The organism is Mesorhizobium sp. M1066 (assembly GCF_040318635.1).
Lineage (GTDB): Bacteria > Pseudomonadota > Alphaproteobacteria > Rhizobiales > Rhizobiaceae > Mesorhizobium.
On sequence record NZ_JAMYMR010000034.1, the window covers coordinates 35,420 to 61,682 of the forward strand.

The following is a 26,263-nucleotide window of genomic DNA, read 5'->3' on the forward strand; positions in this document are numbered from 1 at the left end:
GCAGGCAACCTCCTGGGAAAACGATGTGCAGACAAACACTTCGCCGCCTCCAGGAGGCGATGCCTTTATCTTGCCTCCGCAGACCTGCCTCCCTGCCCCCCGCCCGAACCACGGTAGCCGCTGCCCTCACCTGCGATCCGGCCGGCCTGACCTTGCTCGCTCCGATCCGAGCGGCACCAGGAGTTGGCCATTCGGGCCGGTCACGGAAACACCGTTTCGGAGGAAAAACAGCGACTGCCCGGACGGGATTCCCGGCGCTTTTTCGGCACGGGATTTACCGGTGAACGCGTCCATGTCGGCGGCCGAAATGCCCGCCCCCTTGACCTCTTCCAGATACGAAACCGTCTCGCTGGGCAGTGGCCGCCCACGCTGCAAATGCTGTTCGTAGCGCTCCGGCCCGGCGTTATAGGCTGCAAACAGGCCTGGAAATCCGAAGCGGTCATACATGGCGCGCAGATAGGCAGTGCCTGCCAGAATGTTGTCGCGAGGGTCGTGCGGGGCGGCTCCCAGGCCAAGCTCTACGCGCAACTCCTCGTAGGTGCCTGGCATCACCTGCATGAGGCCAATGGCGCCGGCGCTCGACGTGACCGGCCGCCCATTGAGCGTCGTCTGCCCCCGGCTTTCGGCATCCATGACGGCATAAATCCAGGTTTGTGGAATGCTGAAACGCCGGCTTGCTTCGGCTACGAAGGGCTGCCATCTTGCAAGCTGCGGACTATGGGAGATGACGACCGGCTTCGTGTTGGTCGCGGCGGAACAGGCGCATGGTGCGAGAGACACCATGCCCAGCATCAGGAGGGTCACTCGGTCCATAGCGGCACGAGCCTCCCGATGATATTTTCGGTCGGCACCGGCCCGAAATAGCGGCTGTCGAAGGAGCGATTTTTATCGCTGCCGAGTAGGAAAACCTGGGCATCGGCGAGCTTTCGGCAGGCATTCCACCAAGGCAGCGGACGGTGCTGCGTGTCGGTTGCAAGCCGGCGCGCGACAATCTCGCCGCCGATGATGATGGCGTCGCCGAAGGCGCAGACATGCTCGCCAGGCAGCGCGGCAAGGTGCTTGACCATCGGCACGTTGCTGGGCAGATAGAAGCGTTCGGCGGCGAGATCGACGACCGGTTTTGGCGGGCGGACGAGTACGAGATCACCAAGAGCCGGCGATCCGGACGCGACGCGATAGAGGCCGACCGGCGCACTCGCCGAGGCGTTCCAGACCAGCCAGGGCGATGGTTTGCCGAAGGCGGCGAAGCCGATCAGGGCAAGGCCCATCGTGGCCACGGCGATCATCTTGCGCGCCCGAATGCGCCGCAGATGGCTGCCGATCAGATGGATGGTGGGACGCCGGCTCATGAGCGGCCTCCCTCGCCGGCCGAGCCGGAATCGTGCCCGCCGTGCTCGGGCCCGGTCTCCTGCGCGTGCCCCTTCGACCAATCGTCGAGTTCGTCGATGTGATAGCGGACATAGCGGCCGTGCTTGCGGAATTGCGGGCCGCCGCCTTTGAGGCGCATCTTCTCCAGCGTGCGCTGGGACAGCCCTATATAGAAGGCCGCCTGCGCGGTATTGAGAAACGGACTGCCCTTCTTGGCGCGGGCTGCGCGTTCGTTTTCGTCGTCCATGATGATCCTCGTTTCGCTACGGACAAGCGAAGGCGAGGATCGGCGAGCGAGATCGTTTTGGGGACGGGCGAAGAGTGGGGGGCGAGTTTTCGCCGCCCCCTTCGGCGGCCTCACGGGTCCTGAGAGAGGCCCCGCGCCGGTGGCGGCGCGGGGCTTTCCGGATCGGCCGGTCAGTCGACCGGGTTCCAGATGATGGCGTAAGTGTCGTCGTCATCCTGGCCGGCGGCGCGGCCGAGATTGGCGTAGAGCTTGCGGGGGCCAAACTCGGGGGCGGCAATCGACAGGCTCACATAGTCCTTGCCGGAGGTCTCGCCGGTGCGGATCCAGCCCGCACCCACTTCGACCCCTTGCGTCAGCACCCGGAAGTCGGGATGGGTGTCGGCGCTCTTTGCCTGATTGGGCACGATATCGATGTCGGCGCGGACGCTGAGCGTCTTGAGCTGGCCCTTGTAGCCGCCGTTTTCCTGTTTGGTGACGTATCCGATCGCGGTCATTTCCAGTCTCCTCTTGGTGCTCGCAGGGGACCATTCCCCTGCGATGGCGGACCGTGATGGGCGCGTCCGGACCGCCGGAACCGGGACGGCCGCAGCGATAGCGGAGGACCCGCGCGGGCAGCTTTTTTGAAGCGAAGCGGCGCGAGGAAGCCGCCGCAGGCGGCGGGGAAAAAAGCTGCCGGCGAGGGTTTCGGGCGGGCCGGATCCGCCCATAGGTCGACAAGCCAGCCGCAGGGGAATGGTCCCTGAGACACAATGGAGACAGGTGGCGCGATCGGTGACACAAGAAGCCGGCGGCAATGCAGAGCGCCGGCTGCGCGGGCTCTGTCGGCAACCGGATCGGACAATTGGCCCCATGCGCCTTTGGCGCCTCAGCAAGCAACCCGGCGCGGTGCGGGGCTGCCGAAATGGGGCGAACTGGCGCGGGAATTTTTCGCGCGCGGCACTGGCTCGACAAGACGCCCAATCGGCAGCCGGCGTGGCCCGTAGCGGCGCGCGCGACCTGAGCGGCGGTAATCGAGAGAACCGCCGCTCGGGCCCTGATCGACTATTCGCGCACGAACAGCGGCTGCACCTGTGTCCACTGATCGGCGGTGCGGAAGCCGCGGCGGCTGGTGTAGCTCTCGGCCGGGAATTTCATCCAGCGCGGCAGCCAGGTCTCGACCCTGGGGCGGCCATTCTCGCCCGCCAGGAAGTCGCGGATGATGTTCTTTTGCGTCTTGACCTTCTCGGCGACATTGCCGTCCGCGACCAGCTTGCCGCCGACGTCGGCCAGCATCGAATTGGCGATTTCCTTGTCGCGCAAGAGGTCGAAGAAGGCATCGTCCGGTTGCCACCATATGCCCATGTCGACGTTCAGGTGGTTGCCGAGCGCCTCGATGACGGCGCTGCCAGCTGCAAGCGTCTCGGCCATGACAAGGGTGAGAACGCGCATGACATCGTCGTCGCAGAGCGCCAAGAGGCGCGCGAACACGCCGGCGATAGCAACGGCGTCGCCATTGCCGCCGGCGACCAAGCTATCCTCATCCGGTGATCCGAGCAGGGCCAATACCTCGCGCCGCTTTTTGCCAAATGCGGCTTCAGCCTTGCAGCCGGCAAGGCTGGCAGTCACCGTCTCGTTGGCTGCGCTGCGGCTCGGGCCGCACCTGCCACAGGCCCGAACCGGTGATGGCGTGCGCCACCACGAGGCGCAGCGCCACGGCGGGATGGTCGAGCATGGCCGCGCGCACGGCGGCATGGCGATGCAGATCGATATAGTTCTGCATCGGGCCGGTGACTTCGGGGCGCGGCAGCTTGGCGGCTGTTTCTTCTTGCTCGCCGCCCTCGCGGGCGCGGCGGGCTTCCTTGCGTGACAGCCAGCCCTCGTGACACTCGACCTCGCCGCGATGCGAGACAGTGATGACGATCTTGCCGCCCTTCTTCTTCGGGGTCTTCTCATGGTCCCATGCGTGGAAATACTGGCCCGGTTCCAGCAGCACAACCTCGCTCCAGCCCTCGTTGAGATAGGTGTCGCGTTTGGTGGCAATCGCTTCGTTCTGCTTTTGCCAGAACAGGTCGGCATCGGCGAAATAGCTGTCCTCGCCGAACAGGTCCGAGGTGATCAGGCCGGGATACTCCTCGATGGCAAACAGCGCCACCTTGGTTGAAATCGACTGCCGCCGAACAGCCATTGCTTCAATTGATAGCCACGCGGCGCGTATTGATCGGGATCGGCACAGAGTGCCAGCCAGTCCTTCTGCTGCGCCTTGGAAGCCATGGTGAGATGGCGCACCGTCTCGGTATCGATCTCCTCGCGCCGATAGGCTTCGCGGATTTTGGGCAAGAGGTCGCCAAGCGCCAGAATGCGTTTGACCTTGAGATCAGTGATGCCGAAGGTCACAGCGATGTCGAGAACGGTGCGGCCTTGCCTGACAAGCCGCGAAAACGTCTCCCATTGCGATACTTCGTCAGGATCGAGGCGGGCGAGGTTTTCGATCAGCGAAACTTCCAGCGCATCGGCGTCGTCACCGTCCTCCATGATGGCGCAGGGCAAGGGATCGCCTTCGCCGCGCTCGTCGGCAAGCGATTTCGCGGCGAAATAGCGCCGCCTGCCGGCGACGATCTCGAAGGTTTCCGGCTGGCCGTTCGGCCGCACAAGGAGTGGCACCAGCACGCCGCGCGCACGCACGGAGGGCAGGATGTCGGATATGTCGGGCGCGCGTTTTCCATGGCGCATGTTGAGCGCGGAAATTTTGAGCTGATCCAAGGCAATGTGGGCAAGCTGCATGGTTACTCTCCTTTGCTTTGGTTAAGGTTGTCCCCGCCGTAGAGGCCGAAGGCCGGCACGGCGGGACGGTTTTTGCGCCTATCGGCGCTGCTGTTCCGCCGCTCGGGCGGAAGCTCGGAATGGGGCTTTGATAGGGCGTCTGCTGCCTGCCGCAGCAGTCGCTCGGCCTCGCTGACGTGGCCGCAAATGCGGGCGGCTTCGGCATAGACGGAGAGCGGAAAGCGCGCCTGGAAATGCAGGTCGCGCTCTATGCCGAGGCCAAGCGGACCTTTTACGGATGCAAGCTCGGCCAGACTGACGCTGCCAAGTTCGGGGAAGCCGAAGCCGAGATCGCAAAGACCGAAGAGCGTGTCGCCGTCGGCGTCGAGTTCGCTCAGAAGCCAGGTCGCGGCACCTGTCGGATTAAACAGTTTCACAACGGGAAAATGGTCGATGTCGGTGCCGGCGGCGCCATGGGCAAGCAGTCGTGCGCGCAGTGGATTGGTGATCAGGATCATGGAAAGACTCCTTGTCAGAACGGGTCGAGTTGATTTCTTGCGTCCGGCGGGAGAAAGGCTCCCTGGACCTTCCTCTGATCCGCCTCACCATTAAGAGGCCGACTTCGAGCAGCTTTGCGCCGCGCGCCGACACATCGGCGCGTCCATCAGGAGGGTTTGCCCGCGTGGTGATGGGCTGGACGCCAATGAGCATCTGCTCCTTTGCGGCGTCGGCTCGGTCGCGGCCAGTTGAGGATGCGCATCGTCATGCCGCAATCCCTTCTTGCGCCTCGCCTTCGGCATCGGCCTGAAGGCCAAGCAGGAAATCGGCGGCCTTCGAGGCGAGGCTGGCGGCACGGAAGATGGCGCGGTTGTCCTCGCGCAGCACCTTCAGCCATGAGCCGATGTAATCGGCGTGACGCACGATCGGCTCGATACCGAGATTGCCGCAGACGAAGGCGGCAGCGATTTCGGCGACCAATTCTTCACGCGCGTAGGCCTTGGAGCCGAACGAGCCGGAGAGGTCGCGAGCAAGCCGCGTCGGGTGGCCGGTCCAGTGGCCAAGCTCGTGAAAGCAGGTCCGGTAATAGTCGATCTGCTGATGGAACGCTGGCTGCGGCGGCACCTGAATGTGGTCGCTGCCCGGCATGTAGAAAGCGCGATCGCCGCCGACCCTGAAATCCGCACCGCTGGCGCGAATCAGGGTTTCGGCCTGCGGCACGATCTCGCACTGAGGCAGCGGCTCGGCGGGGGCATGGAGGGGTTCCGGAAGACTGTCGCACTGCGCGACATTGAAGACGGTAAAGCGCTTCAGAAAAGGCACGGCCTGTGGTGCATCGCCCTCGTGGCGTGCGCGCTCCTTCTCGTCCTTGGGGACAAAGCGGTCGGCATGCACGATGGTCGTGCCGCGCTCGCCTTTCCTGACATTGCCGCCCAGGGCAAGCGCCTGCCGGAAGGTCAGCCAATTCTGGCTGGGATAGCTGCGCTCGATGACGGCGCCCCACAGGATGAGGATATTGATGCCGGAATAGCTGCGGCCCGTGTATGCATTCCTCGGCACGCCGAGGCCTGCTTTTGCGCTGCCCCATGGCTTGACCCATGGCACGGTACCGCGCTCCAGCTCGGCAATGATGCGGTCGGTGATCTCCTGATAGAGGCTGGCGCCCGGGCGCCTGCCCTTGCCTGCGCCAGCCTCTCCGCTGGTGGTACGCTTGCTGTTTGCACGCATGTGTTATCCTCCGCTCACCAATCGCCGCGCCTTTCCCCGGAAGCGGGGTGGGCGGCGAGTCGCGACCGGAAGGGCCCGCCCAGTAGGCGGACCGCATCCGAAGGACCGGAACGAAGAGGAGGACCCTGAGCGGCACGCGAAGGGTTGCGGGCTGCCGCAGCGGGTCTAGAAGGGAGTGCCGCCCGCCCCGCGCCACCGGGAAAGGCCAACAGACAGCCCGCGCCGCCCGCAAGGGCGGCGGCCGTCACAGCCCGAAGGGCTGCCCACGCCAAGGGGCGAAGCCGAATGGCCGAGACCGCCTGAGCTTGCCGAAGAAAAGCGGGCTCGGTTCACGAGCACCTGGTGCGCGTCGTCAGGCGCGCGGGCGCGCGCCAAGTTTTTTCGCACATGGTCAGGCGGCGCAGTTACGTCGAGAACCCAAAGGCACCGCCGCCGTGCGCGCGGCTTCCTCCGAAAACCAGCGCTCGCCTTTCAACAAATTGAGGCATTGTCCTAGACAATATTCCTGTCCGGATCATGATAGATGCGGCGCGCCCGCTAGGACCGGAGGCTGGACAGAATCTCGCACGGATCAGCGTCAATGGCCGCAGTTATGTCGAGAAACTCGATGACGTCGAGACGCCGCTCTGCGCCCTCGTACTTGGCCACGAAGGATTGGGGACGACCAAGCTTGTCAGCCAGCTGCTCCTGGGTCAGGCCTTTGGCCTTGCGCAGCGAAACCAGCTGGGCCAGAAACCGCTGGTGGCGGGGCGATCGAAGGGATTTGGGCATGGAGGCGAACCGGTCGGGTAAAGACCGGATCAGCGACTAATCCCGGTTTCGGATTATCCCATTTTGGGATATACTGCGTGCGCTCACAGGCGAGGTTCGCAGGCATGAATGGACCAATGGGAACAGATGAGACTCGAAGCTCAACTTTGAGCGATGAAGTCCCCTGGTCGGAGAACCTCACGAGCTACGACAGGGAGCATTTCACAATCTACCTGCGGATCCTGGATGCCTGCGCCGACAATGCCAGCGAAAAGGAGATGGCCGAGCGCATTCTCGGCATCGACCCGTCCATTGACCCGGTCCGCGCCCGCAAAGCTCTTCGCAGCCATATCGACCGTGCGAACTGGATGGTGACGACCGGCTACAAGGAACTGTTCGCCGGCTGATGCACAACGCCCACTGCCACGTGTTTCGAGCAGGCAAGTCTCTGTAGCCAAATTCGGCAGCGCACGGCCGCGACAGCCGGCGCGGCGGGAGCGGTCACAACTGGTTCGCGTGCTGTTTGACTGCCATTTCCAGTGCTTGCATCGAAGGCACAGCCTTGGAGAAGAGGAAGCCCTGAGCGGTTCGGCAGCCAAGCTTGTGCAGGGTTTGCCGATCCGCCTCTGTTTCGACGCCCTCGGCCATGACCTCGATCCCGAGCATGTCACCGAGTTCGATGACCGATTTGACAAGCAGTCGGTCCTCTCGGGACTTGGCCAGGCCGCGAATGAAGCCCTGGTCTATTTTCACCTTGCGTATCCGACGGTCCTTGAGAGATGCCAAGGTAGAAAACCCGGTGCCGAAGTCATCGAGCGCGATGGAAATACCGGCATGTGAAAGCCGTCCGAGCTTTTCATCCACTCTGTCCGGGTCCACCGGCGATTCTTCGGTAATCTCGATTTCGAACATCGTCGCAGGCAGGCCTCTTGCCGCCAGACCCTCCAGAACCATGTCGTCGATATCGCCGGCTTCCAGTTCGCGAGGGGAAACATTCATCGCCACACGAATGTCACGACAGTCAGCTTTCACCAAGCCGTCGATAAAAGCACAACAGTCGGCGAATACGGTTTGCGTCAGCAGCTGAAGCATTCCGGTTTCGCGTGCGGCCGTGATGATTTCGGGTGGAGAGATGGCACCATGCGTCGGATGGGACCATCTCAGCAAGGCTTCAAAACCGACCACGGTCTCGGTTTCGAGTTTCACGATCGGCTGGAACCAAGGTTGCAATCTTCCCGTCTTTATCGCCGAATGAAGATCCCGTTCGATCGACTGGCGACGTTGCAGTTCCCTGTCGAGTTCGGCATCGAACAGGCAAAATTCGTTCCTGCCATGGCGCTTGGCCGTATACAGGGCGATATCCGCCCGCAACAACATTTCAGTCAGGCTCGGCGTCTGCGCCAAGTATATCCCTATCGATGCCCCGACCCGAACGGACGCGACCTCGATATAGGGGCGAGCAATTTTGGCTATGATATTGGAGGCGAGATCACTGGCAGAAAGCGAAGCTCTCGTTGAGGGAAAAACCAGCACGAATTCATCGCCGCCGATACGAGCGAGCGTTGAGCCTTCGGGTGCTTCCTGCTCTATGCGGCGGGCGATCATGACAAGCAGTTCATCACCGGTCCTGTGACCGTAGGTGTCGTTGACAGATTTGAAGCCGTCCAGATCAATCAGCATTGCCACGAAGGGGCCATCCGCGGTCTTGAACCGACCGATGGCGTGTTCAAGGCCCCGCCTGTTGAGAAGGGCGGTCAGATGGTCCTCCCTGGAGTTGCGCTCCATTTCCGACGCAAATCGCTCTGCCTCATGTCTCAGGCGGCTTGCTTCGCGGAAGCGCGCCTGCCCAACAAACGAAGCTCGGACCAAGCCGCCCATGAAGAGCAGAACGGTGAAAGCCAGAATGTAGCGTTCAAAATTGCCTTTCGCCAAAAGGCACGCCACCGTGATGAGGAGTGGAGGTGTGATGAAGCTGGTCGCCGCCGCGGCATACGAACTGCCATATGTAACCGCACCAGCTGAAATGCCCGCCAGTATGACCAGATGCATCGGTGCTTGTGGTGTTGTGTATCCAACAGTCAGCACGGCCGGGAAGGCCAGGCAAACCCTGCCAGAAGGGCAAGGACGCCAAACATGCGAAGGCGCGGCAAAACGCCAAGCAAATCCTGATGGCGCCCCGTTTCCTTTAGCTGAAAACGGGCGAGTGCAAGCCGGGCGGCATTTAGCGCATTGACGACCAGGAACCAGCTTGCAGCGGCAAAGCCGCCGCCAGAAAGGGCCTGCACCGCGCAAATCAGGCCTGACAGGATCGCGCTTATCGGCATCGACACGAAGAGCCCGGCCCTCAGGTCAGCAAGCTGATCCTGACGGATTTTGGCCTCCAGCGATTCTTCTTCCTTTAGGGGTGCCATGAATGGACCAGCTTGCTTGCGTCGTTGTTCGCGAGGACCAAACCTATGCAAGCCCACTGAAGGACGGGTTAACTGCCCAGCGAGGGTAACCAGTGCGCTCACCATGCTGCGGGTCACACCTTTGGCTTAGCATTGCCGAATCATCAAGGCTTCGCCCGCGCGCGTGCCTTGATCCGAATCATGCCATGATCGGCAACGTCACCAGGAGACAGCCTTGCCCCGCGACGACGCGCGCCAGCAAGACAAGGAAGCCTCGCCGAGACAGCGTTCCAGAGCGGCAGCGCTCTGTGCGATTCACCGCCTGAGCATGGTCGAAATGCCATGGCGGACAAAGGGAAGATGTTGGGCAAAGCGGAGCGCAGCATGTCTTGCAAGCCGTGCCGCCGGGTGCTCGCTTGAGTAGAGACCGACAAGCATGTTGGTGGCATGATAGAGCGGCCCCGCCGACAGCCGCAGCCGGCTTTCGTATCTGCCGAGCATGTCGGGATCGGCAATGTCGCGGCGGGCGCGACATGCTGTCAGTATTTTATGAGCGAGTTGCTTCTGGCCGCCGAGGCCGATGTTGAAGCCATGCGCGGTCACCGGGTGCATGCCGATGGCAGCATCGCCGATCAGTGCCGCACTCGGAGCCGAGAACTTGTGCGCCCAGGTCGTGACCAGCGGATAGGCATGGCGGGTGCTTGCCAGGGTCATCTGCCCGAGGCGTCCTCGACACCGGTTCATCAATTCCATGCGGAACAATTCGTCGTCGAGAGCAAACAGTCTGTCGGCCTCGCTTGAGCGCAAAGTCAGAAGCAGCGACGACACGCCTTGCATGAGCGGCAACATCGCTATGGTCTGATGGTGGTCGAACCATTCGACCGCGATCTGGTGATGGACGCGCTCGTGCCTCACTCGGCAAATCAGCATGGAGTGGCCAAGCGGATGGATGTTGGCGCCAATGCCGAGCAGGTCGCGCATCGGGGACAAACGCGAATCCGCTGCTACGAGCAGCCGAGCGGCCAATTGCCTGCCATCAGAAAGCGTTATGACCGCCTCGTCTTCGCTATTTGTTGCATTGACGACCGAGTTGCCGCACAGCAGCCGGGCATGATCCTGGAAGTGGACAATTTTGAACAGGGCATCGCGGATCCGACAATTTGGGACCAGAAATCCGAGTGGTTCCCCAGATCCGCTGGGAGCATCGAAGCTCAGGGCGAAAGGGCTGGATCCGTTGAGCACGCGCGCGCCATGAAGCGGTGATTTGTCCGATGCGGGGATGGCATCCCAGGCGCCGAGCTCGCGAAGGATTCTCACTGATGCGTGGGTCAGCGCGATCTCGCGACCGTCGAAAGCCGGATTCGCCAGGCTGTCGAGCGACTGCCGTTCAACCACTGCCACCTTGAGTCGGCTCCAGGCGAGCGATGCTGCGAAGGCAAGTCCGACCGGACCAGCTCCGACGACAATGATGTCGAATTTGTCGACATAGCCGGCCATCAGCGTGCCGCCATAGCGGCTATCTTCGACACGAAGCGCTCTTGAAGCATCGCAATCACCCACGGTTTGCCGCTCATCTCCCCAACTCGATAGACATGCGTTCTCCCTTGGAAGCCTGGTCAATGAAACCATGCCGATGAAGAGATAACGCTGATCTGGATCAACCAGGCTCGACAAACCCGTCAGCGGCGGGTTCACGGTCGAGTGGTCGATTGCCGTGAAAACGTCTCCATGTCTGGGCATTCTGAATGGTCGGCTTCCCAATCGCGTGCCCCTCCTGGCCAAAGGTTCGGCAACGCATTGTGGCTGATCCGTTCTTCGCACCGCGCCGATATCGTCATGACGCGGGCAATCGCCAGCAAAGATTCGGTCGACTGACGACCAGCATCCGCACAGTCGTTGGCGCCGCCAACCGGTTCAGCCTCGCGGCTCTTCCCGATCGATAAGGACCCGCTCGGCGGAGCCGTCGAGATCTTCGTATTGGCCGCTCTTCAATATCCACAGGAAGCCCCGGTCCAAGCCCCACCAAAACAGGCAGCGGCCACCGCATTTCCGTCAGGACGGGCGTCTTGCTGCCGACAGCGTGCTCTCCGACCATAACGCGCTAGACGCCGAAGGAACTCGCCGACGGCCTCATGTCCAAATGATGTGGGAAGGGAGCAAACCAAAGGGACTCTGCTTGGCGTCCCCGCTTTTTTCGCAGCTATGAAACCATCACTGAGAACGGATCCGTTCTGAGGAGGAGGCGGTCCTTGACTTGCCCGACGCCGGCAACCTTCTCAGCCGCAACGATCGCTGCCTTCCGCTGACGCTCGTCGACAATCGCCCCCTTCAGTTCGACAAGGCCGTCGCTGACCCTCACATCGATCAAGTCCCACCGCTCCAGGTTTGTGGCTGCAGTTCGGCAAGGATAGCCTTGCGGATCAGTTCGTCATCGGGTGGCGTGGTTCCCTGTTTCGGCATGGCGGATCAGGACAAGCAGCAAATCAGTTCGCGTGATGATGCCGACGACCCTTTCCCGATCGACAATCGGCACATTGTTGATGCGGTGTTGCATCATGAGGTCGACAGGAGGCGCCGAGATGAGGTGTGTGGTCATCACCTGATGGATGATCCGTCCATTCGAGCGCACACATAGTCATTGGCGGTTGTGCCCGGGCCAAGATCAAGCTCCAGCCATCGCGGACGCACACGCTGGGTTCCGAGTTCCTCTCGGCGCAAGAAGTCGCTTTTGCTTACAATGCCAACCAAGGTGCCGTCGCTGGTCGTTACTGGCAGGCAGCTGACTTTGCTTGAAAGCATGACCGCTTCGGCGATCGTCGCGTTCGCATGCGTCGTGATGACTGGCTTTGTCATTAAGGATTCGGCTTGCATCCTCACCCTCCTGATCTTTCGTCGGACGACGATAGGACATCCCGACCCGCGGCGCGTTGATCTGAGTCACTTGGAACGAGTGGCATTCTCCGCGCCGTCGTCGCTGTCGATGAGAATGCGCTCCGCCGCGCCATCGAGATCCTCGTACTGGCCGCTTCTCAACGCCCAAAGGAAGCCGGACAGGCCGAGTGCGCCAAGGAATAGCGCTACGGGGATGAGGTAGACGAGCGTCGTCATGACGATTGAGCCAAGGCGCCGGCCCGCGCGGGCCTGTCTTGCCGCGCAATCGCGGACGACGCACCCGTTGCGAAGCCTTGCAGACGCATGGCATTTCCAACCACGAGCAATGACGAGGCTGACATCGCGACCGCGGCGATAAGAGGCGTAACATGGCCCAGAATGGCGATCGGCACGGCAACAGCATTATAAACGATCGCAATTGTTATGTTCTGTCGGATCAGGCTTCCCGCCTTGCGCGATACGTCAACAGCCAGCGGGACCGCCAAGAGGCTTTCGCGCAGGAAAACGAAGTCGGCTGCATTGCGGCCAATGTCGGCGGCGGTGGCGGGTGCGATCGAGACATGCGCAGCGCTCAGCGCCGGCGTATCGTTGAGCCCGTCGCCAACCATCAGAACCTTGTGCCCGTCCCTCGCCAGCCTCTCGATGCGTTCAACCTTGCCGGACGGCAGCAGGCCGGGAACGAAATCATCGACACCAAGCCCGTCCGCAACCTCGGCGCAGGCTTTCGCGGTGTCGCCCGACAGCATCTCCACGCACATACCAGCGTTGTGCAGTTGATCGATGGCTGCCCTGGCGTCGACGCGCAGCGCATCCTCGAAATCGAAGGTCGCGACAATGATCCCGTCTTTCGTCAGAACCGTCCCGCCATAGCCATGTCTGCCTTCGCGGCCGGTGCGGGCTTTCCATCCTCCGCGTCGACCCAGCCGCCAGGTGCTACCGGCGGCAGCGGCTTCGATGCCGAATCCCGGCTGCTCGGTTACCGCATCGAATTTGTGCTGCCCGCCAGGCGCGGCAAAGCCGGCTATGGCCTTTGAAAACGGGTGGCGCGAATGCGCTGCCATGTCGGCTGCGATTGCCAGCATGGCCGGATCGAGCGACGATGCATTGACGAGCCGCGGTTTTCCGAGCGTGAGCGTTCCGGTCTTGTCGAATACAGCTGTATCGATCGTCGCCAGGCGCTCCATGGCCGAACCGTCCTTGACCATGATGCCGTTCTCGAACAGGCGCCGCGCGGCGACCACCTGGACGATCGGTACGGCGAGGCCGAGCGCGCATGGGCAAGTGATGATCAGAACGGCAATGGCGATGGTTATTGCCCGGTGCCAGTCGCCGGTCGCCGCCATCCAGCCAAGGAAGGTCACGAAGGCGGTGAGATGCACCACCGGAGCATAGAGCGCTGAAACGCGATCGGCGATCCGGCGGTAGCGTGCGCGACCACCTTCGGCGGCTTCCATCAGGCGTACCATTTCCGCCAGGAACGAATCCTTCGCGGCGGCTGTGGCCTCAATCGTCAGCGGGCCGGTTAGGTTGAGGACACCAGCCTGCACGGCTTCGCCTGGCGCCACGTTTCGGGGCGTGCTCTCGCCCGAGACAAGCGAACAGTCCAGATCCGATGCCCCTTGAAAGATTTTGCCGTCGACGGGGATTCTCTCGCCGGCAGCGATCAACAGCAGCATGCCAAGTTCGATCTCGCCAACCGGCAGATAGTCGCGTGCACCATCGCCGCGCAGCACCATGGCGCCACGTGCGGCCAACTGGGACAGGCCTTTCACGGCGGTCCGGGCACGTTCGCGCATGACGTGATCCAACGTGCGGCCGATCAACAGGAAGAACAGCAGCGACACCGATGCATCGAAATAAGCGTGGTCGCCATGGTTGATCGTCTCATAGAGGCTCATGGCGTAGGCCAGCGACACCCCGACCGCGATCGGCACATCCATGTTCATGCGGCCGTGACGCAGCGCATTCCAGGCCGAGCGGAAGAAGATGCCGCCGGCGAAGGCCAGTGGCGGGATGGCGATAAGCGCCGAGACCCAGTGGAACAGGTCGCGGGTAGCGCCTTCAGCACCGGACCAGACAGAGACCGAAAGCAGCATGATGTTGCCCGCCGCAAAGCCGGCGACAGCAACGGCGCGGATCAGCTCCGAAAGCGTCTTGTCCTTGTTGTCGACCTCGGGGTCGAACAGATGCGCCTCGTAGCCCAGCCGTCCCAGCGCGGCGACGAATGGTGGTACCTGGTTTCCACGCCAGCGGACCGCGACCCGCTTCGTCGACAGGTTGACACGAGCGCTCTCCACTTGATCGAGCTTTCCCAGTGCTGTCTCGATCGCCTGGATGCAGGCCGCGCAATGAACCGTGGGGACCGAAAGATCGGTCTGGCGGAGATCATCGCCAAGCGATCGGCTCGCCAGCCTGATCTCCTGGCTGGACGGCAGGACCGATCCGGCGTTGACCAGATCAAGCGCCATTTCGGCGCCCGGTGCACAACAACTCATTGCAGCGCTCCATTGGAAATCATGATCCTGCGGACGTCGCGATACGGTTTATCCAGGCCGGCATCGGCGTCGACTTCGACGATCCAGACACCATCCTTCGGCAAATGCTGGGCGGCGAATTCCTGACCCGAGGCGAGGACGAGCTTGATGGATTCATCCTCTTTTTCGTAAGCGGGATGGCGAAACAGCGCCTTCACGCCATGCAAGGGAACCGGTTTGCCGGCGGCGTCGATGAGGCCGTAGCGGACTTCACCCGATGCGATGGTCAGCTTGCCGGTCCAGCCGAGGGCTGCCTGCGCCCGCCCTTCCTCGGCCTTCCTGTTGAACTGCTGGCTCGCCACATAGGTGTTTTCGACGACCAGGCCGGTCCAGCTCGTGTTGGCAAGCGTCGCCATGGTCAGATTGACCGCGATGACCACACCGAAAAAGGCCAGGATGATGGCCAACATGTGCCTGCCGGTGAATTCGCGGGTTTTTTGTGTTCTGGCGCTCATCTGGCAGTCTCCGGCGCGTTGAAGGTGGCGGTGTACTCGTTCGACTCGAAGCTGGCTCTGTCCTCGACGCGGAACTTGAAGGTCTGTGCCGGAGCGCGGATCTGGTCCGCCGGCTGGCGAACGAAGACCCTCAGCATTTTCAGGCGGTCGGGTTCGACCGGAATGGCGAAGGAACGGCCTGCGGGGATGTCGTCGCCGACGACGACCATGTCAGCGCCTTCAAGGCCCTGCATGGTTACGACGATCGTCCTCGGCTCGGGGATCATGTTGAGCAGCTTGACGGTGTAGCCGTTGCGGATCGAGCCGTCGGAGAGCGTCACGAATTGTGGATTGCGGTCGTGCAGGACATTGATTTCGAGCCGGTCGCGCGTCAGCAGCGAATAGAGCAGGCCGAGACCGATCAGCGACCACAAACCCATGTAGACATAAGTGCGTGGCCGGAAGATCTTGCTGACATGGAAATGCGCCACCTTGTCGGAGAACAGGCCACCAGCAGTCCTGACCAGCGACGGGTTGACTGAGCTGGACCCGCCTGCAGTCGCCAGCATCATGTTGGCGTTGTAGTCGGAGAGCGTCGCGTAGGAAATCAGCCCACGCTCCCTGCCGAGCTTGTCCATGACGCCGTCGCAGGCATCGATGCAAAGCGCGCAGGTGATGCATTCGAGCTGCTGGCCGTCGCGAATGTCGATCCCCATCGGGCAGACCGCGACACAGGCATTGCAGTCGACGCAGTCGCCGACGGACTGCCCTGCAGCTTGCACCTTCTTCGCATGACGCGAACGCGGTTCGCCGCGCCAGTCATTGTAGGTGACGGTGAGCGAACTTTCGTCGAGCATCGCTGCCTGGATGCGCGGCCATGGGCACATATAGGTGCAGACCTGCTCGCGCATCAGCCCGCCGAACGTGTAGGTCGTTGCCGTCAGCACGGCGACGGTGATGTAGGCGACGGGGGCTGCCGTGCCGGTGAAGAGTTCGCCAAGCAGGCTGGGCGCGTCACCGAAATAAAAGATCCACGCGCCGCCCGTCAGCGCGCCTATGATCAGCCAGACGGCGTGTTTCGACACCCGCAGCACGAGTTTGCGGCTGGTCCAGGGACCGGCGTCGAGCTTGATGCGCGCATTGCGGTCACCCTCGATGGCCCGCTCGACGACCAGGAACAGATCGACCCATACGGTCTGCGGGCACGTATAGCCGCACCAGGCACGGCCAACAGTCGACGTGATCAGGAAAAGACCGACGCCGGCCATGACCAGAAGGCCTGCCACATAATAGAATTCCTGCGGCCATATCTCGATGAAGAAAAAGTAGAAACGCCGGTTGGCGACGTCGAGCAGCACGGCCTGGTCCGCGCTAAACGAGCCCCGATCCCAGCGCAGCCACGGCGTCAGATAGTAGATGCCGAGCGTGACCGCCATCACCAGCCATTTGAACTGGCGAAAGCTGCCCGAGGCCCGCTTCGGGAAGATCTTCTTGCGCGCGGCGTACATTGGCTGACGCACCTTGGCGGAGTTGACCGGCGTGGGTTCGATCCTTTCTATTTGCGTGTTATCAAGCACGAGAAGCTCCAGTCACCAGCGACGATTTCGCCGGAAGCCGACTCATCGGTTCTGGATGATGCCGAGGCCCGGCTTGCGCCGGGCCTCGTCGCTTGGCGGGAGGGGGAGGACGAGAATAGGCTTCTGCTCCTATTCTCCGCCGCCAAGCGAATGGATGTAGACCGCCAGTTCCTTGACCTTGGTCTCGCCGAGGCGCGCGCCCCAGGCCGGCATCACGCCCTGTTTCGGCGCGGTGACCTGGGCGGCGATGGCCGCTTCGCCTGACCCGTAGAGCCAGATGGCGTCGGTCAGATCTGGAGCGCCGAGTTCCTTGTTGCCTTTTGCATTGTCGCCGTGACAGGCCACGCAATTTTCGGCGAAGACCTTGGCGCCGGGCGCGACCAACGATTGATCGCCGACAGTGCCGGACAGGCTGGCAACGTAGGTGCTGACCTGTTTGATCTGATCGGCGGTGATGATGTCGCCAAAGGCCGGCATTTCCGAAAGGCGCGTAGCCGGGTCGGAGGCGAAGCGGATGCCATGAGCGATCGTCTGCTGGATCTGGTCCACCTCGCCGCCCCACAGCCAGTCGTCGTCATTTAGGTTCGGAAATCCCTTGGACCCCTGGGCGCCGGAACCGTGGCACTGCACGCAATTGACCTTGAACGCGGCGGCGCCGGCAGCGACGGCGAATTCGCGCAGCGTGTCATCCGCAGCAATCTCCGAAACACTTTTCGACTCTATTGCGGCGACATATTTGCCCTTTGCCGCTTCGGCCGCGGACAACTCGTTCTTGACTTCGTTGCGGCTCGAATAGCCAAGTACGCCCTTTGTCGCGGAGTGCAACAGCGGCCATGCCGGGTAGGCAATTGTGTAACCGATCGCCCAGACTATGGTCATGTAGAAGGTGATGACCCACCAGCGCGGGAGCGGGTTGTTGAGCTCGCGAATGCCGTCCCACTCATGACCGGTCGTCGAGATGCCGGAAACCTCGTCAATGTGATCGCTGCTCATGATCAGTCCTCCTTCAGAGGAATTTGAGCTGCTTCGCCGGCTTGTCTGCGGCTGCCGGGGCGAAGTGCAAAGGCAACGGATCCGATGAAGAAAAGAGCCATGGCAAGCAGGCCCCAGCTGTCGGCAAACTCCCGCATGAAATTGTACGTCATCGCCATTGTCCTCAGCGGTAGCCGGCGGTCTCATCGTAGTTCTTGAAATCGACAAGCGTGCCGAGCATCTGGAGATAAGAAACCAGGGCGTCCATTTCGGTGACTTGCTGCGGATCACCGTCGAAATCGCCGATCCTGGCCTTGGGGTAGCGGGCCTCGAGGCCGGACGTGTCGGCATTGGGATCAGCCTGCGCCATCAAATCGGCATTGGCGTTAGCGACCATGTCGTCGGAGTAGGGGACGCCGACGCGCCTGTTGGCAACCAGATGCGTCGAGAAATCCTTCACCGCGATCGGCGTATCCTTCAGAAAGCCATAGCTCGGCATGATGGATTCCGGCACCACGGAACGAGGGTCCGTGAGGTGCTCGACATGCCAAAGATTTGAGTAGCGATCGCCAACCCGAGCGAGGTCCGGTCCGGTGCGCTTCGATCCCCACTGGAAGGGATGATCATACATCGACTCGGCCGCCAGGCTGTAATGCCCATAGCGCTCGACCTCGTCACGGAACGGGCGGATCATCTGGCTATGGCAGAGATAGCATCCCTCACGCACATAGATGTTGCGCCCGACGAGTTCGAGCGGCGAGTAGGGCCGCATGCCTTCGACCTTCTCGATCGTGTTGTCGAGATAGAAGAGCGGCGCGATCTCGACGATGCCGCCGATTGTCACGACCAGAAGGGAGCCAACGAGAAGAAGTGTAGCGTTCTTCTCGATGACCGCGTGTCTGTTCATCAACCTCATTTTCTGTCTCATCATCGCGCAAGCTGGAGGGCGGGAACGGAGCCTGGCATCGGATCCTCCTCGCGCCGGTAGCCAAGGATGGTCATGGCGACGTTCCAGGCCATGATCAGGGCGCCGGAGAGGTACATGGCCCCACCGATGGCGCGCATCACATAGTAGGGGTGCATGGCGGCCACGGTTTCGGCGAAGGAGTAGACCAGGAAGCCCTGCTCGTCGTATTCGCGCCACATCAGGCCCTGCATGATGCCGGACACCCACATGACAGCGGCGTAGACAACGATGCCAAGCGTCGCCAGCCAGAAGTGCCAGGTAACGAGGCGCAGCGAATAGAGCCGTTCACGGTTCCAGAGCTTCGGCACCATAAAGTAGATCGCGCCGAACGAGATCATGCCAACCCAGCCGAGTGCGCCCGAATGGACGTGCCCGATGGTCCAGTCGGTATAGTGCGATAGAGAATTGACCGTCTTGATCGACATCATCGGGCCCTCGAAGGTGGACATGCCGTAGAAGGCGATGGCCATCACCATCATGCGGATGATCGGATCGGTGCGGAGCTTGTCCCAGGCGCCCGACAGCGTCATCAGGCCATTGATCATGCCGCCCCATGACGGCATCCACAGCATGATCGAGAACACCATGCCCAGCGTCTGCGCCCAGTCGGGCAAGGCGGTGTAGTGCAAATGATGGGGTCCAGCCCAGATGTAGAGAAAGATGATTGCCCAGAAATGGACGATCGACAGCCGGTAGGAATAGACCGGCCGGTTCGCCTGCTTGGGTACGAAATAATACATCATGCCGAGAAAGCCGGCGGTCAGAAAGAAGCCCACGGCGTTGTGGCCATACCACCATTGCGTCAGAGCGTCCTGGACCCCGGAGAAAGCCGAATAGCTCTTCGAGCCCAGGAAGGAGGCGGGCATGGAGAGGTTGTTGACCACATGCAGCATCGCGATGGTGACGATGAAGGACAGGTAGAACCAGTTGGCGACGTAGATGTGGGGTTCCTTGCGCTTCAGGATCGTGCCGAGGAACAGGATGAGATAGGCGACCCAGACGATGGTCAGCCAGATGTCCACATACCATTCGGGCTCGGCGTATTCGCGGCTCTCGGTGATGCCGAGCAGGTATCCGGTTGCGGCCATGACGATGAAGAGCTGGTAGCCCCAGAACACGAACCAGCCGAGATCGCCGCCGAACAGCCGGGCGCGGCAGGTGCGTTGCACGACATAGAGAGACGTGCAAAGCAGCGCGTTGCCGCCGAAGGCGAAGACGACTCCCGACGTATGCAGTGGCCGCAAACGGCCAAAGTTGAACCAGGGCTGGATGTTGAGATCGGGATAGGCAAGCTGCAGCGCGATGACCACGCCGACAAGCATGCCGATGACACCCCAGAACATGGTGGCGATGGCGCCAAAGCGGATTGGCCCGTCCATGTAAGCGGACGGGTCGATCGGCGCGGCAGGCTTGAACTCAGTGTTGCGCAACAGGATCGCAGTGAAGCCAGCCAAGGCGAAGAACAAGACCCACATATGCTGGCGAAAGGGTTCATCCACCCCAGCGCCAGCGGCCACCAAAGCCGCGAATGCGAACAGGCTTAGAAGCACGATTTCTTTGCCGAATTTCATCGCAAGCCCCGATTTCCAATTCCGGCGGATGCCAAACCGCGGTGCCTTATTGCGCAGCCGTCGCCTGCTCGCCCTGATCCATGTCAGAGCCGCACCATTTTGCTTCGAGCAGCATCGAGTTCGGTGCGATCAGACTGTGTCGAATGGGGAAGTGCAGCACCGGCCGACGGTTTATGGACAGGCCCGGCGTCCCCAGTCGGGGCCCGGGTAGGAGGCGACCGCGGGCGTGTGGGGAAGCGCACCTTGACGCTGGTAAGCAGGCCGATGCCTTACCGAATGTCGATCGTTTCAATGCCTTGGAACAGCCAGCGCCAGCGTTGCGCTGCCTTCGCGACATTTATAGTTTGGGGAGACGGCGATTTTCGCCTGCGTATGAGGCATATTGACTTCGGCCAAGTGTGGATGCTTCGCCGACGAGCCGAAACTGTCGCTACGCGATGTCTTCTGAGCCCAACGCGAGCATGCCCTGCCCCGAATGAAGTAAGTGGCGTGGGCCATGCAGCTTCGTGTCATTCAAACGGCTATTGCGCCTCGGCCGCCGCAGCGCCGTTCCAGCCGGCTCATGCTGTCCACGGTGACGCGGCGGTTGTTCTCGATCCGAATCACGCCGTCCATTCTCAGGCTGGTCAGCTGACGGCTCACGGTCTCGTTTGTGATTCCAAGGAAATCAGAGATGTCGGCACGCGTCATCGGCAGCTCGAAGCACGCCGACATAGCCGCCGGGTCAACATTGGAGTCGATGTTCCGGGCAATCATGAGGAGAAAGCTCGCCACCTTCTCTGGTGCGGTCTTGCGCCCCAGAGTCACCATCCATTCGCGGGCCTCGTCAAGTTCGTTCAGCGCCTGCTTGAGCAGGCGATGCACAAATTCGGGTGACTGCTTCATCATCCGTTCGATGGCCGCTCTCGGAAACGAGCATAGCGAGACAGCTGTTGCCGCTTCCGCATTGATCGCACTTTTCATCTTGAAGGGCCGTCCTAGAAAATCCGGCGCGAACTGGAGACCGACGATCTGCTGGCGGCCGTCCGAAAGGCTCTTCGTGAGCTTCACCACGCCTGAAAGCACGTTTGAATAACAGTCGACCGCCTCGGCGTCGCCGATCAGTTCGACCCCCGGCTCGATATTGTGCCGCGACGACGTCTTGGCGAGCTGAGCCAAATCGTCTGGCTCGAGCGCGCCACAGACACCGCGGCGCCGTGCCTCGCAAGACAGGCAAGGAACGGGGATGCCGGAACTGTGAATATCCTGCCGTAATGTCATTCGATCGCTCTACCGGTCCGTGCGGGCAGGATAGCATCCACGGTAGAAAAATCCTTGCGGCAGTTTGTCCGTGCTGAAGGTTGATCGAAATCAGGGCTTAGGCTCATCCAAGCATCCACAGTTCGGGCGACGCAAACACGGTGGACCACGACATGCGACAAAAGCTAGTTGCCAGATTTGGCGAGAACGTCCCGCGCTATACCAGTTATCCGACCGCGCCGCATTTCCATCCAGGCGTTGATGCTGCCGTTTGTCGTGGCTGGCTGCAAGCGCTCGGCGGTGGTGACGAGATCTCGCTCTATCTGCACATCCCTTACTGCGACAAGCTTTGCTGGTTCTGTGCCTGCCATACCAAGCAGACACGCCATTACGAACCGGTGACCACATATCTGCGCTCACTGCATGCCGAGATCGCCACCGTCGCCAGTCTTGTCGCAGGCAAGGGTCGCGTCCGTGCCGTCCATTTCGGTGGCGGTTCGCCGACCATGCTCAAACCCGAAGATATGGTGGCGCTGGGAACCGCCCTGCGCAACAGCTTCGGCTTTCTTCCCGGCGCCAAGATCAGCGTTGAAATCGAACCCAACGATATGGATGAAGCCCGCCTCGATGCGCTTGCCGAAATCGGCATGACTCGTGCGAGCCTCGGCGTCCAGGACTTCGATCCGAAGGTTCAGAAGGCAATCAACCGCGAGCAGAGCTTTTTGCAGACCAAAGCGGTAGTCGACGGTGTTCGTTCGCGCGGCGTCGAATCGGTCAATCTAGACCTGCTCTACGGCCTGCCGCACCAGACCAAGGCGAGCGTTTCCTCAACGGTCGCGCAGGCACTGACCCTGGAGCCGGACAGGATAGCGCTTTTTGGCTACGCCCATGTGCCGTGGTCCAAGAAACATCAGACGATGATAGACGAGGCATGGCTGCCCGGTCCCGCGGAGAGATTTGCTCAATCGCAACTGGCGGCGCGGGCGATCGTGGACCAGGGGTACGAAGCAATCGGCCTCGACCATTTCGCCAAACCCGGCGATGCCCTGGCCCTTGCCGCCCGCGCCGGAACACTGCACCGGAACTTTCAGGGTTACACCGACGATTGCTGCGAAACCTTGATTGGGCTAGGCCCATCGTCCATCAGCCAGTTTCGGCAGGGCTATGCGCAGAACATGCCTTCGACCAGCGAATATCGATGCACGGTTGATGACGGCGGGCTGGCCGCTGTTCGGGGTATCGCACTTTCCAACGACGACCGCGTTCGCGGCTGGATCATCGAACGTTTGATGTGCGACTTCGCCTTCTCGGCCATCGATCTGGTGGAACGCTTCGGCGAGGCCGGCCAGAGGCTCCTCCTTCAGTCAAGTTCCATGGCCCTCCACGATCCGGTTCGATTGCTTGAACTTGATGGCGACAGATTCGTTGTGCCGGCTGAAAGTCGCCCTTTCGTCCGAAGCATCGCGGCCAGGTTCGACAAATATTTCGAAGCTGGAACGGCCAGGCACTCGGCGGCAGTCTGAGCACTCAGAGGAACGGTCATGCCTCTCAGTGGATCATGGACCGCGGTACGTTTGTTGATCGGCGACAGTCGTATCGAGACAAGATTCGGAGCGGACCAGACGCGTCTTGGCGCAGCGACGATATCGTCCGCTCGAGCCCTGCCTGTCAGATCATGGTTGTCGGCGACAGCTCCCTTCGACCTGAACCACCCGTTCACCCGAATTCTGCCGGCGCAGTTCCAGTGGAAAGGGCCTAGCTTAGACGGCTCTCTTGTTACCCCAGAGCACAACGTGCAGCTGCGGTAGCACGCGGGCCTCGAACCATCTGTCGCGGGTCACGCTGTCAACCAGCCACTCCATGCGCTTCAATATTCCGTCAAGGTCGACAGGCGCGTCATCATTTGTGGGGTGTGGCGGCGTGTGATTGCCGGGCTGCAGATAGATCGGAAGTTGCGGAAATTGCGCAGCCGCGTCTTTCGCGTAGGTGTAGTCCCTTTCGTCGAAAACAATGAGCTTGAGCACGACTTGGGGCTTGCCTTGTGCCGCCTGGAGGCACGCCTCGACAGCGGCCCAATCTGTCGTCATTTGGCTTGACGGCGGCTTTGGGCTGAGGATCAGCACGTCAAGCCGCGCAAACCAGTCCCTGGCAAGCGACCCTTGGGTTTCCAGGGCAAAACGGTAACCGTCACCATGGCCCCGGTCGATGAGCGCGCCGAGCGGCTGGATGGCCGGATTGCCGCCTGATAGCGACACCATCAGCGGGCGGCCACCGGAAAGGGCAAGCACATTTTTCCACACCGCGCCAACGGACATCATCTCCCATTCATGGCGGAATTGATTGTCCACAGCATGGAGGCTGTCGCACCAGGAACAGCGATAGTCACACCCGCCGGTTCTGACGAAGATCGTCGGCAAACCTATGAGCACGCCCTCGCCCTGGATCGTCGGCCCGAAAATCTCGCTAACGCGGATTGCGGGATGAGTATTCGTCATGGCCGGTATTCCGCCCAGGTTTTCGGCGTTTCGCTCACCCGCACGGCCGCGGTTTCGCTCAGGCGTGCCTTGCACCAGTCGTAGAAATGTCTGGCCAGATATTCCGCCGTGACTTGCTCGTGTCCCAGCACGTCGTTGAGATGTCGGTGGTCGAAGCTCTCGTCGATGTAGCGTTTGAATGGCGCCAAGTCGTGGTAATCGCGCACGAAGCCGTGATCGTCCAGTCCATCCGCTGAAAGCTCCACTTCGACGATGTAGTTATGTCCGTGCAGGCGCGCGCATTGGTGATCGGGTGGCAATGAGGTGAGCTGATGCGAGGCTGAGAAGTGGAATTCCTTGGTGATGCGGAACATTACGCGGTGGTCCTTCGCAGCGCTCCGAGCCAGAAGTCGGAGTCCTCATACTCGGTTGGGTCCGGGTGCCCAGCGATGTGAAACGCCTCACGCCGCTCGACGCAGGTCCCGCACCTCCCGCAATGACGCTCGGCGCCCTTGTAACAGGACCAGGTCTGCGCAAACGGCGTGCCGTATGTGGCTCCATCCGTAACAATGTCCGCCTTCGTCAGGTTCACATAGGGTGCATAAAGGCGAATCTGCGCGTAGCCGTCGAGCGCGTGGTCCTGCATCATCTGGAAAGCGTCGATGAAGGCCGGACGGCAATCGGGATAGACAACGTGATCCCCACCATGCACGGCCGTCGCCACTGCGTCAGCGTCTTGCGCTGCGGCGAGGCCGAAGGCAATGGCCAACATGATGGCGTTCCGGTTGGGCACCACCGTTATCTTCATCGTGTCTTCGGCATAGTGCCCGTCGGGCACGTCCACATTGTCGGTCAGCGCGGAGCCGGAAAGGCCGCCGCCGATCTCGTGGATATCGATGATTCGCTGCGGAACACTCAGGCGCTCCGCGCAAAGGGTGGCGAAGCCCAATTCCTTCCTATGCCGTTGGCCGTAATCGAACGATAGCAGGCCGGCAAGCTGGTGCTCCGCTGCCACCTTGTGGGCAAGAGTAACGGAATCCAATCCGCCGGAGCAGACCACGAGAGTCTTCATCGTTGGGTCCTTGTTTTAACCGGGTAGGCTGCGACCGGAGATTTCTCTGCGCTCCAGTACTTCAGGAAAACCATTTTGTGAAGTGAACGGAGACCAATTCGTGCGCTTGCGTGCGATGCGCAAAAAGCCTTCGCGGTGAGCTGCAAGGACACGGACTGGCGAGACGTCACCCTTGAGCGGAATGCTCAAAGTCGAACGCTTCTCGGGGACAAAGTTCTCGACGAGCAGAGCCCGGCAGTCCCGAGCGCCGAGCGACGCCATTTCAACGGGGTACAAAGCCGAGATGGGCTTGCCGCAAACAGCTCACTTATCAGGGATGTTCAGCGATGCCGAAATCCAGATATCGGGATGGATTATGAGATCAATTGTCGCGACAGCTTTGGCTGGCCTGCTCCTCGCGTTTCGTAGATGCAGCGCATTCCACTTCAGGATCATTTTGATGAGCACGCCCTCAATGGATGACCGGCGAACCCTGAATAACCGGTCGTGAGCCGACATCTGTGAACAAGCGGTGTGGTCGATTGCAATCACCCATGTCTTGCGCACAGGTACCGTATGGCAGTGGATGAACTGAACTTGATGGTTTTACAGATGGCAGTCGAAAGCGTCCGCTCGCTCTCGTTGAGCTTCGCTGAAAAAGCCGCCGAGATAGCCACCAGGAGCCGCGGCATCATGCTTTTCGACGTGCGGATCGACGGTGACGCGCAGGTCCAGCGGGTCTCAGCCATCCGATATCACGGCGGCCAATTCGGCGTGCTGGCGTTAGACGGACACGGCCTAGTTACCCACTATTGCATCGTTAACGGTATGTTCTCACATTACATTGCGGCCTTGAAGAGCTGGCACAGGATGCCCCTGTCGATGCAGGCCAAGATGGATGCCAACGGCAATGCCCGTCTCTTCGTAGCGGCGTTGCGGGATGCCGGACATATGCTGGGCACCTAGCATTTGGCCAGAATGCATCTCTGAATTTGCAAGTGCATCACTGCGATGGCGCCGGCATGATCGTCATGCTCGAAAGGGGCTGCGGCGGCCGCGGCAAAGCGGTCGCCGCGATGATGGTGTCAACGGCGTTGCATCGATGCGAGCGTTTAGAACAGAGGCCTCCTCCTGGCATCGAGCGCATGCAAGGAGCTACGCAAGCGCAAATGTATCAAGTATTTTGAAGGGACGACCCCTCATGCATACTTAGCTGCGATGCACGGGCGGCATAAGCCTCGTTGCCATCTAGCAGGCTGTTGAAAAAGGCGCTCGCTGCAAGGCTCTGACCGTGATTCATTGGCTCCGAAGGGATTTGGAGGTGACGAGTGCG

Annotated in this window: 31 protein-coding genes and 1 pseudogene; 3 read left to right on the forward strand and 29 right to left on the reverse strand. The window is 61.3% G+C overall.

Translation table 11 applies throughout. The annotated features are described in order from the left end of the window. Positions 1-126: 126 nt before the first annotated feature. The 10 genes and pseudogenes from NKH52_RS28280 to NKH52_RS28325 all read right to left on the reverse strand — a co-directional run bounded on the left by NKH52_RS28280 (position 127) and on the right by NKH52_RS28325 (position 6,850). On the reverse strand, positions 127-813 hold the full coding sequence (locus NKH52_RS28280) for a lytic transglycosylase domain-containing protein (RefSeq protein ID WP_352654528.1): 687 nt from the start codon (positions 811-813) through the stop codon (positions 127-129). Further along, a complete protein-coding gene (locus NKH52_RS28285) occupies positions 801-1,349 on the reverse strand; it encodes a S26 family signal peptidase (protein WP_352654530.1) in 549 nt (182 codons plus the stop codon). Before NKH52_RS28285 ends, NKH52_RS28280 begins: the two co-directional genes overlap by 13 nt. Next, positions 1,346-1,615 (reverse strand): helix-turn-helix transcriptional regulator, encoded by a 270-nt coding sequence (locus NKH52_RS28290; RefSeq protein ID WP_352654532.1) that lies wholly within the window; start codon positions 1,613-1,615, stop codon positions 1,346-1,348. Before NKH52_RS28290 ends, NKH52_RS28285 begins: the two co-directional genes overlap by 4 nt. A gap of 170 nt (positions 1,616-1,785) precedes the next feature. Beyond that, positions 1,786-2,109 (reverse strand): DUF736 domain-containing protein, encoded by a 324-nt coding sequence (locus NKH52_RS28295; protein WP_023672372.1) that lies wholly within the window; start codon positions 2,107-2,109, stop codon positions 1,786-1,788. Positions 2,110-2,656: 547 nt separating this feature from the next. Beyond that, on the reverse strand, positions 2,657-3,220 hold the full coding sequence (locus tag NKH52_RS28300; RefSeq protein WP_352656881.1) for a hypothetical protein: 564 nt from the start codon (positions 3,218-3,220) through the stop codon (positions 2,657-2,659). After that, positions 3,189-3,746 (reverse strand): hypothetical protein, encoded by a 558-nt coding sequence (locus NKH52_RS28305; protein ID WP_352656879.1) that lies wholly within the window; start codon positions 3,744-3,746, stop codon positions 3,189-3,191. The genes NKH52_RS28300 and NKH52_RS28305 overlap by 32 nt, the downstream gene beginning before the upstream one ends. Continuing rightward, on the reverse strand, positions 3,710-4,375 hold the full coding sequence (locus tag NKH52_RS28310) for a ParB/RepB/Spo0J family partition protein (RefSeq protein ID WP_352656876.1): 666 nt from the start codon (positions 4,373-4,375) through the stop codon (positions 3,710-3,712). The genes NKH52_RS28305 and NKH52_RS28310 overlap by 37 nt, the downstream gene beginning before the upstream one ends. 78 nt (positions 4,376-4,453) lie before the next feature. Then, positions 4,454-4,872, reverse strand: a pseudogene (locus NKH52_RS28315) (DUF2958 domain-containing protein). A gap of 244 nt (positions 4,873-5,116) precedes the next feature. Next, positions 5,117-6,079 (reverse strand): ArdC family protein, encoded by a 963-nt coding sequence (locus NKH52_RS28320; protein ID WP_352654538.1) that lies wholly within the window; start codon positions 6,077-6,079, stop codon positions 5,117-5,119. 537 nt (positions 6,080-6,616) lie between these two features. Continuing rightward, positions 6,617-6,850: a helix-turn-helix domain-containing protein gene (locus tag NKH52_RS28325; protein ID WP_023735803.1), complete on the reverse strand. Its 234-nt coding sequence runs from the start codon at positions 6,848-6,850 to the stop codon at positions 6,617-6,619. A 104-nt stretch (positions 6,851-6,954) separates the two neighbouring features. On the opposite strand from NKH52_RS28325, the gene NKH52_RS28330 reads away from it, so the two are divergent. Next, complete coding sequence (locus NKH52_RS28330; protein WP_081731037.1) at positions 6,955-7,236, forward strand: DNA -binding domain-containing protein; 282 nt, start codon at positions 6,955-6,957, stop codon at positions 7,234-7,236. A 94-nt stretch (positions 7,237-7,330) separates the two neighbouring features. Here NKH52_RS28330 and NKH52_RS28335 read toward each other — a convergent pair whose 3' ends face one another. From NKH52_RS28335 to NKH52_RS28410, 16 genes are all read right to left on the reverse strand, one after another. After that, on the reverse strand, positions 7,331-8,878 hold the full coding sequence (locus NKH52_RS28335) for a putative bifunctional diguanylate cyclase/phosphodiesterase (protein ID WP_352656872.1): 1,548 nt from the start codon (positions 8,876-8,878) through the stop codon (positions 7,331-7,333). Between the two features lie 29 nt (positions 8,879-8,907). After that, positions 8,908-9,345: a hypothetical protein gene (locus NKH52_RS28340; protein ID WP_352656869.1), complete on the reverse strand. Its 438-nt coding sequence runs from the start codon at positions 9,343-9,345 to the stop codon at positions 8,908-8,910. 189 nt (positions 9,346-9,534) lie between these two features. Further along, the gene (gene ubiM, locus NKH52_RS28345) at positions 9,535-10,716 is read right to left on the reverse strand and encodes a 5-demethoxyubiquinol-8 5-hydroxylase UbiM (RefSeq protein ID WP_352656964.1); all 1,182 of its coding nucleotides are present in this window, start codon (positions 10,714-10,716) and stop codon (positions 9,535-9,537) included. A gap of 417 nt (positions 10,717-11,133) precedes the next feature. Further along, complete coding sequence (ccoS, locus tag NKH52_RS28350; protein ID WP_084025756.1) at positions 11,134-11,250, reverse strand: cbb3-type cytochrome oxidase assembly protein CcoS; 117 nt, start codon at positions 11,248-11,250, stop codon at positions 11,134-11,136. A gap of 169 nt (positions 11,251-11,419) precedes the next feature. Next, positions 11,420-11,578 carry a BON domain-containing protein gene (locus NKH52_RS28355; RefSeq protein ID WP_352656962.1) on the reverse strand — a complete coding sequence of 53 codons (159 nt, stop codon included), beginning with the start codon at positions 11,576-11,578 and terminating at the stop codon, positions 11,420-11,422. Between the two features lie 69 nt (positions 11,579-11,647). Beyond that, complete coding sequence (locus NKH52_RS28360; protein WP_348625571.1) at positions 11,648-11,815, reverse strand: CBS domain-containing protein; 168 nt, start codon at positions 11,813-11,815, stop codon at positions 11,648-11,650. After that, positions 11,815-12,090 (reverse strand): CBS domain-containing protein, encoded by a 276-nt coding sequence (locus tag NKH52_RS28365; RefSeq protein WP_245272648.1) that lies wholly within the window; start codon positions 12,088-12,090, stop codon positions 11,815-11,817. Before NKH52_RS28365 ends, NKH52_RS28360 begins: the two co-directional genes overlap by 1 nt. A gap of 66 nt (positions 12,091-12,156) precedes the next feature. Then, complete coding sequence (gene ccoS, locus NKH52_RS28370; protein ID WP_023762793.1) at positions 12,157-12,327, reverse strand: cbb3-type cytochrome oxidase assembly protein CcoS; 171 nt, start codon at positions 12,325-12,327, stop codon at positions 12,157-12,159. Next, positions 12,324-14,606, reverse strand: a complete 2,283-nt coding sequence (locus NKH52_RS28375) for a cation-translocating P-type ATPase (protein WP_352656864.1) — start codon at positions 14,604-14,606, stop codon at positions 12,324-12,326. Before NKH52_RS28375 ends, ccoS (NKH52_RS28370) begins: the two co-directional genes overlap by 4 nt. Beyond that, positions 14,603-15,100, reverse strand: coding sequence for a FixH family protein (locus tag NKH52_RS28380; RefSeq protein ID WP_031261324.1), 498 nt, complete (start codon positions 15,098-15,100; stop codon positions 14,603-14,605). Before NKH52_RS28380 ends, NKH52_RS28375 begins: the two co-directional genes overlap by 4 nt. Then, a complete protein-coding gene (gene ccoG / locus NKH52_RS28385; RefSeq protein ID WP_352656860.1) occupies positions 15,097-16,656 on the reverse strand; it encodes a cytochrome c oxidase accessory protein CcoG in 1,560 nt (519 codons plus the stop codon). The genes NKH52_RS28380 and ccoG overlap by 4 nt, the downstream gene beginning before the upstream one ends. Before the next feature lie 129 nt (positions 16,657-16,785). Beyond that, positions 16,786-17,649, reverse strand: a complete 864-nt coding sequence (gene ccoP, locus NKH52_RS28390; RefSeq protein WP_023809313.1) for a cytochrome-c oxidase, cbb3-type subunit III — start codon at positions 17,647-17,649, stop codon at positions 16,786-16,788. 2 nt (positions 17,650-17,651) lie between these two features. Continuing rightward, positions 17,652-17,801 (reverse strand): CcoQ/FixQ family Cbb3-type cytochrome c oxidase assembly chaperone, encoded by a 150-nt coding sequence (locus tag NKH52_RS28395; RefSeq protein ID WP_023766610.1) that lies wholly within the window; start codon positions 17,799-17,801, stop codon positions 17,652-17,654. 11 nt (positions 17,802-17,812) lie between these two features. Next, a complete protein-coding gene (gene ccoO / locus NKH52_RS28400) occupies positions 17,813-18,544 on the reverse strand; it encodes a cytochrome-c oxidase, cbb3-type subunit II (RefSeq protein ID WP_352656855.1) in 732 nt (243 codons plus the stop codon). A gap of 11 nt (positions 18,545-18,555) precedes the next feature. Then, positions 18,556-20,166: a cytochrome-c oxidase, cbb3-type subunit I gene (gene ccoN, locus NKH52_RS28405; RefSeq protein WP_352656852.1), complete on the reverse strand. Its 1,611-nt coding sequence runs from the start codon at positions 20,164-20,166 to the stop codon at positions 18,556-18,558. A gap of 513 nt (positions 20,167-20,679) precedes the next feature. Next, positions 20,680-21,426, reverse strand: coding sequence for a Crp/Fnr family transcriptional regulator (locus NKH52_RS28410; RefSeq protein WP_352656849.1), 747 nt, complete (start codon positions 21,424-21,426; stop codon positions 20,680-20,682). Positions 21,427-21,578: 152 nt separating this feature from the next. Between NKH52_RS28410 and hemN the strand changes: the two genes are divergently transcribed. Next, positions 21,579-22,928, forward strand: a complete 1,350-nt coding sequence (gene hemN, locus NKH52_RS28415; protein ID WP_352656959.1) for an oxygen-independent coproporphyrinogen III oxidase — start codon at positions 21,579-21,581, stop codon at positions 22,926-22,928. Between the two features lie 237 nt (positions 22,929-23,165). Here the strand turns inward: hemN and queE are convergent, their stop codons facing one another. The 3 genes from queE to queC are packed head-to-tail and all read right to left on the reverse strand — an operon-like array spanning position 23,166 to position 24,951. Further along, positions 23,166-23,900 (reverse strand): 7-carboxy-7-deazaguanine synthase QueE, encoded by a 735-nt coding sequence (queE, locus tag NKH52_RS28420; protein ID WP_352550315.1) that lies wholly within the window; start codon positions 23,898-23,900, stop codon positions 23,166-23,168. Next, on the reverse strand, positions 23,897-24,253 hold the full coding sequence (queD, locus tag NKH52_RS28425; protein ID WP_023673552.1) for a 6-carboxytetrahydropterin synthase QueD: 357 nt from the start codon (positions 24,251-24,253) through the stop codon (positions 23,897-23,899). The genes queE and queD overlap by 4 nt, the downstream gene beginning before the upstream one ends. Next, a complete protein-coding gene (queC, locus tag NKH52_RS28430; RefSeq protein ID WP_352656846.1) occupies positions 24,253-24,951 on the reverse strand; it encodes a 7-cyano-7-deazaguanine synthase QueC in 699 nt (232 codons plus the stop codon). The genes queD and queC overlap by 1 nt, the downstream gene beginning before the upstream one ends. 555 nt (positions 24,952-25,506) lie before the next feature. Here queC and NKH52_RS28435 point away from each other — a divergent pair. After that, entirely contained in the window at positions 25,507-25,896 is a 390-nt protein-coding gene (locus NKH52_RS28435) for a hypothetical protein (protein WP_352656843.1), read from the forward strand. The last annotated feature ends 367 nt before the right edge of the window (positions 25,897-26,263 follow it).

What these genes read in the sequence shown, in the direction of transcription:
- ccoS (WP_023762793.1), bottom strand. Translation starts at nt 12,327, where the DNA reads ATGACGACGCTCGTCTACCTCATCCCCGTAGCGCTATTCCTTGGCGCA.
- ccoP (WP_023809313.1), bottom strand. Translation starts at nt 17,649, where the DNA reads ATGAGCAGCGATCACATTGACGAGGTTTCCGGCATCTCGACGACCGGT.
- NKH52_RS28360 (WP_348625571.1), bottom strand. Translation starts at nt 11,815, where the DNA reads ATGACCACACACCTCATCTCGGCGCCTCCTGTCGACCTCATGATGCAA.
- NKH52_RS28395 (WP_023766610.1), bottom strand. Translation starts at nt 17,801, where the DNA reads ATGACGTACAATTTCATGCGGGAGTTTGCCGACAGCTGGGGCCTGCTT.
- queE (WP_352550315.1), bottom strand. Translation starts at nt 23,900, where the DNA reads ATGACGAATACTCATCCCGCAATCCGCGTTAGCGAGATTTTCGGGCCG.
- ccoN (WP_352656852.1), bottom strand. Translation starts at nt 20,166, where the DNA reads ATGAAATTCGGCAAAGAAATCGTGCTTCTAAGCCTGTTCGCATTCGCG.
- NKH52_RS28410 (WP_352656849.1), bottom strand. Translation starts at nt 21,426, where the DNA reads ATGACATTACGGCAGGATATTCACAGTTCCGGCATCCCCGTTCCTTGC.
- NKH52_RS28335 (WP_352656872.1), bottom strand. Translation starts at nt 8,878, where the DNA reads ATGCATCTGGTCATACTGGCGGGCATTTCAGCTGGTGCGGTTACATAT.
- NKH52_RS28310 (WP_352656876.1), bottom strand. Translation starts at nt 4,375, where the DNA reads ATGCAGCTTGCCCACATTGCCTTGGATCAGCTCAAAATTTCCGCGCTC.
- NKH52_RS28365 (WP_245272648.1), bottom strand. Translation starts at nt 12,090, where the DNA reads ATGCAAGCCGAATCCTTAATGACAAAGCCAGTCATCACGACGCATGCG.
- NKH52_RS28340 (WP_352656869.1), bottom strand. Translation starts at nt 9,345, where the DNA reads ATGGTGAGCGCACTGGTTACCCTCGCTGGGCAGTTAACCCGTCCTTCA.
- NKH52_RS28320 (WP_352654538.1), bottom strand. Translation starts at nt 6,079, where the DNA reads ATGCGTGCAAACAGCAAGCGTACCACCAGCGGAGAGGCTGGCGCAGGC.
- NKH52_RS28290 (WP_352654532.1), bottom strand. Translation starts at nt 1,615, where the DNA reads ATGGACGACGAAAACGAACGCGCAGCCCGCGCCAAGAAGGGCAGTCCG.
- queD (WP_023673552.1), bottom strand. Translation starts at nt 24,253, where the DNA reads ATGTTCCGCATCACCAAGGAATTCCACTTCTCAGCCTCGCATCAGCTC.
- NKH52_RS28380 (WP_031261324.1), bottom strand. Translation starts at nt 15,100, where the DNA reads ATGAGCGCCAGAACACAAAAAACCCGCGAATTCACCGGCAGGCACATG.
- ccoO (WP_352656855.1), bottom strand. Translation starts at nt 18,544, where the DNA reads ATGAGGTTGATGAACAGACACGCGGTCATCGAGAAGAACGCTACACTT.
- ubiM (WP_352656964.1), bottom strand. Translation starts at nt 10,716, where the DNA reads ATGGCCGGCTATGTCGACAAATTCGACATCATTGTCGTCGGAGCTGGT.
- NKH52_RS28330 (WP_081731037.1), top strand. Translation starts at nt 6,955, where the DNA reads ATGAATGGACCAATGGGAACAGATGAGACTCGAAGCTCAACTTTGAGC.
- NKH52_RS28435 (WP_352656843.1), top strand. Translation starts at nt 25,507, where the DNA reads ATGGCAGTGGATGAACTGAACTTGATGGTTTTACAGATGGCAGTCGAA.
- queC (WP_352656846.1), bottom strand. Translation starts at nt 24,951, where the DNA reads ATGAAGACTCTCGTGGTCTGCTCCGGCGGATTGGATTCCGTTACTCTT.
- NKH52_RS28280 (WP_352654528.1), bottom strand. Translation starts at nt 813, where the DNA reads ATGGACCGAGTGACCCTCCTGATGCTGGGCATGGTGTCTCTCGCACCA.
- NKH52_RS28325 (WP_023735803.1), bottom strand. Translation starts at nt 6,850, where the DNA reads ATGCCCAAATCCCTTCGATCGCCCCGCCACCAGCGGTTTCTGGCCCAG.
- NKH52_RS28295 (WP_023672372.1), bottom strand. Translation starts at nt 2,109, where the DNA reads ATGACCGCGATCGGATACGTCACCAAACAGGAAAACGGCGGCTACAAG.
- hemN (WP_352656959.1), top strand. Translation starts at nt 21,579, where the DNA reads ATGCGACAAAAGCTAGTTGCCAGATTTGGCGAGAACGTCCCGCGCTAT.
- NKH52_RS28285 (WP_352654530.1), bottom strand. Translation starts at nt 1,349, where the DNA reads ATGAGCCGGCGTCCCACCATCCATCTGATCGGCAGCCATCTGCGGCGC.
- NKH52_RS28375 (WP_352656864.1), bottom strand. Translation starts at nt 14,606, where the DNA reads ATGAGTTGTTGTGCACCGGGCGCCGAAATGGCGCTTGATCTGGTCAAC.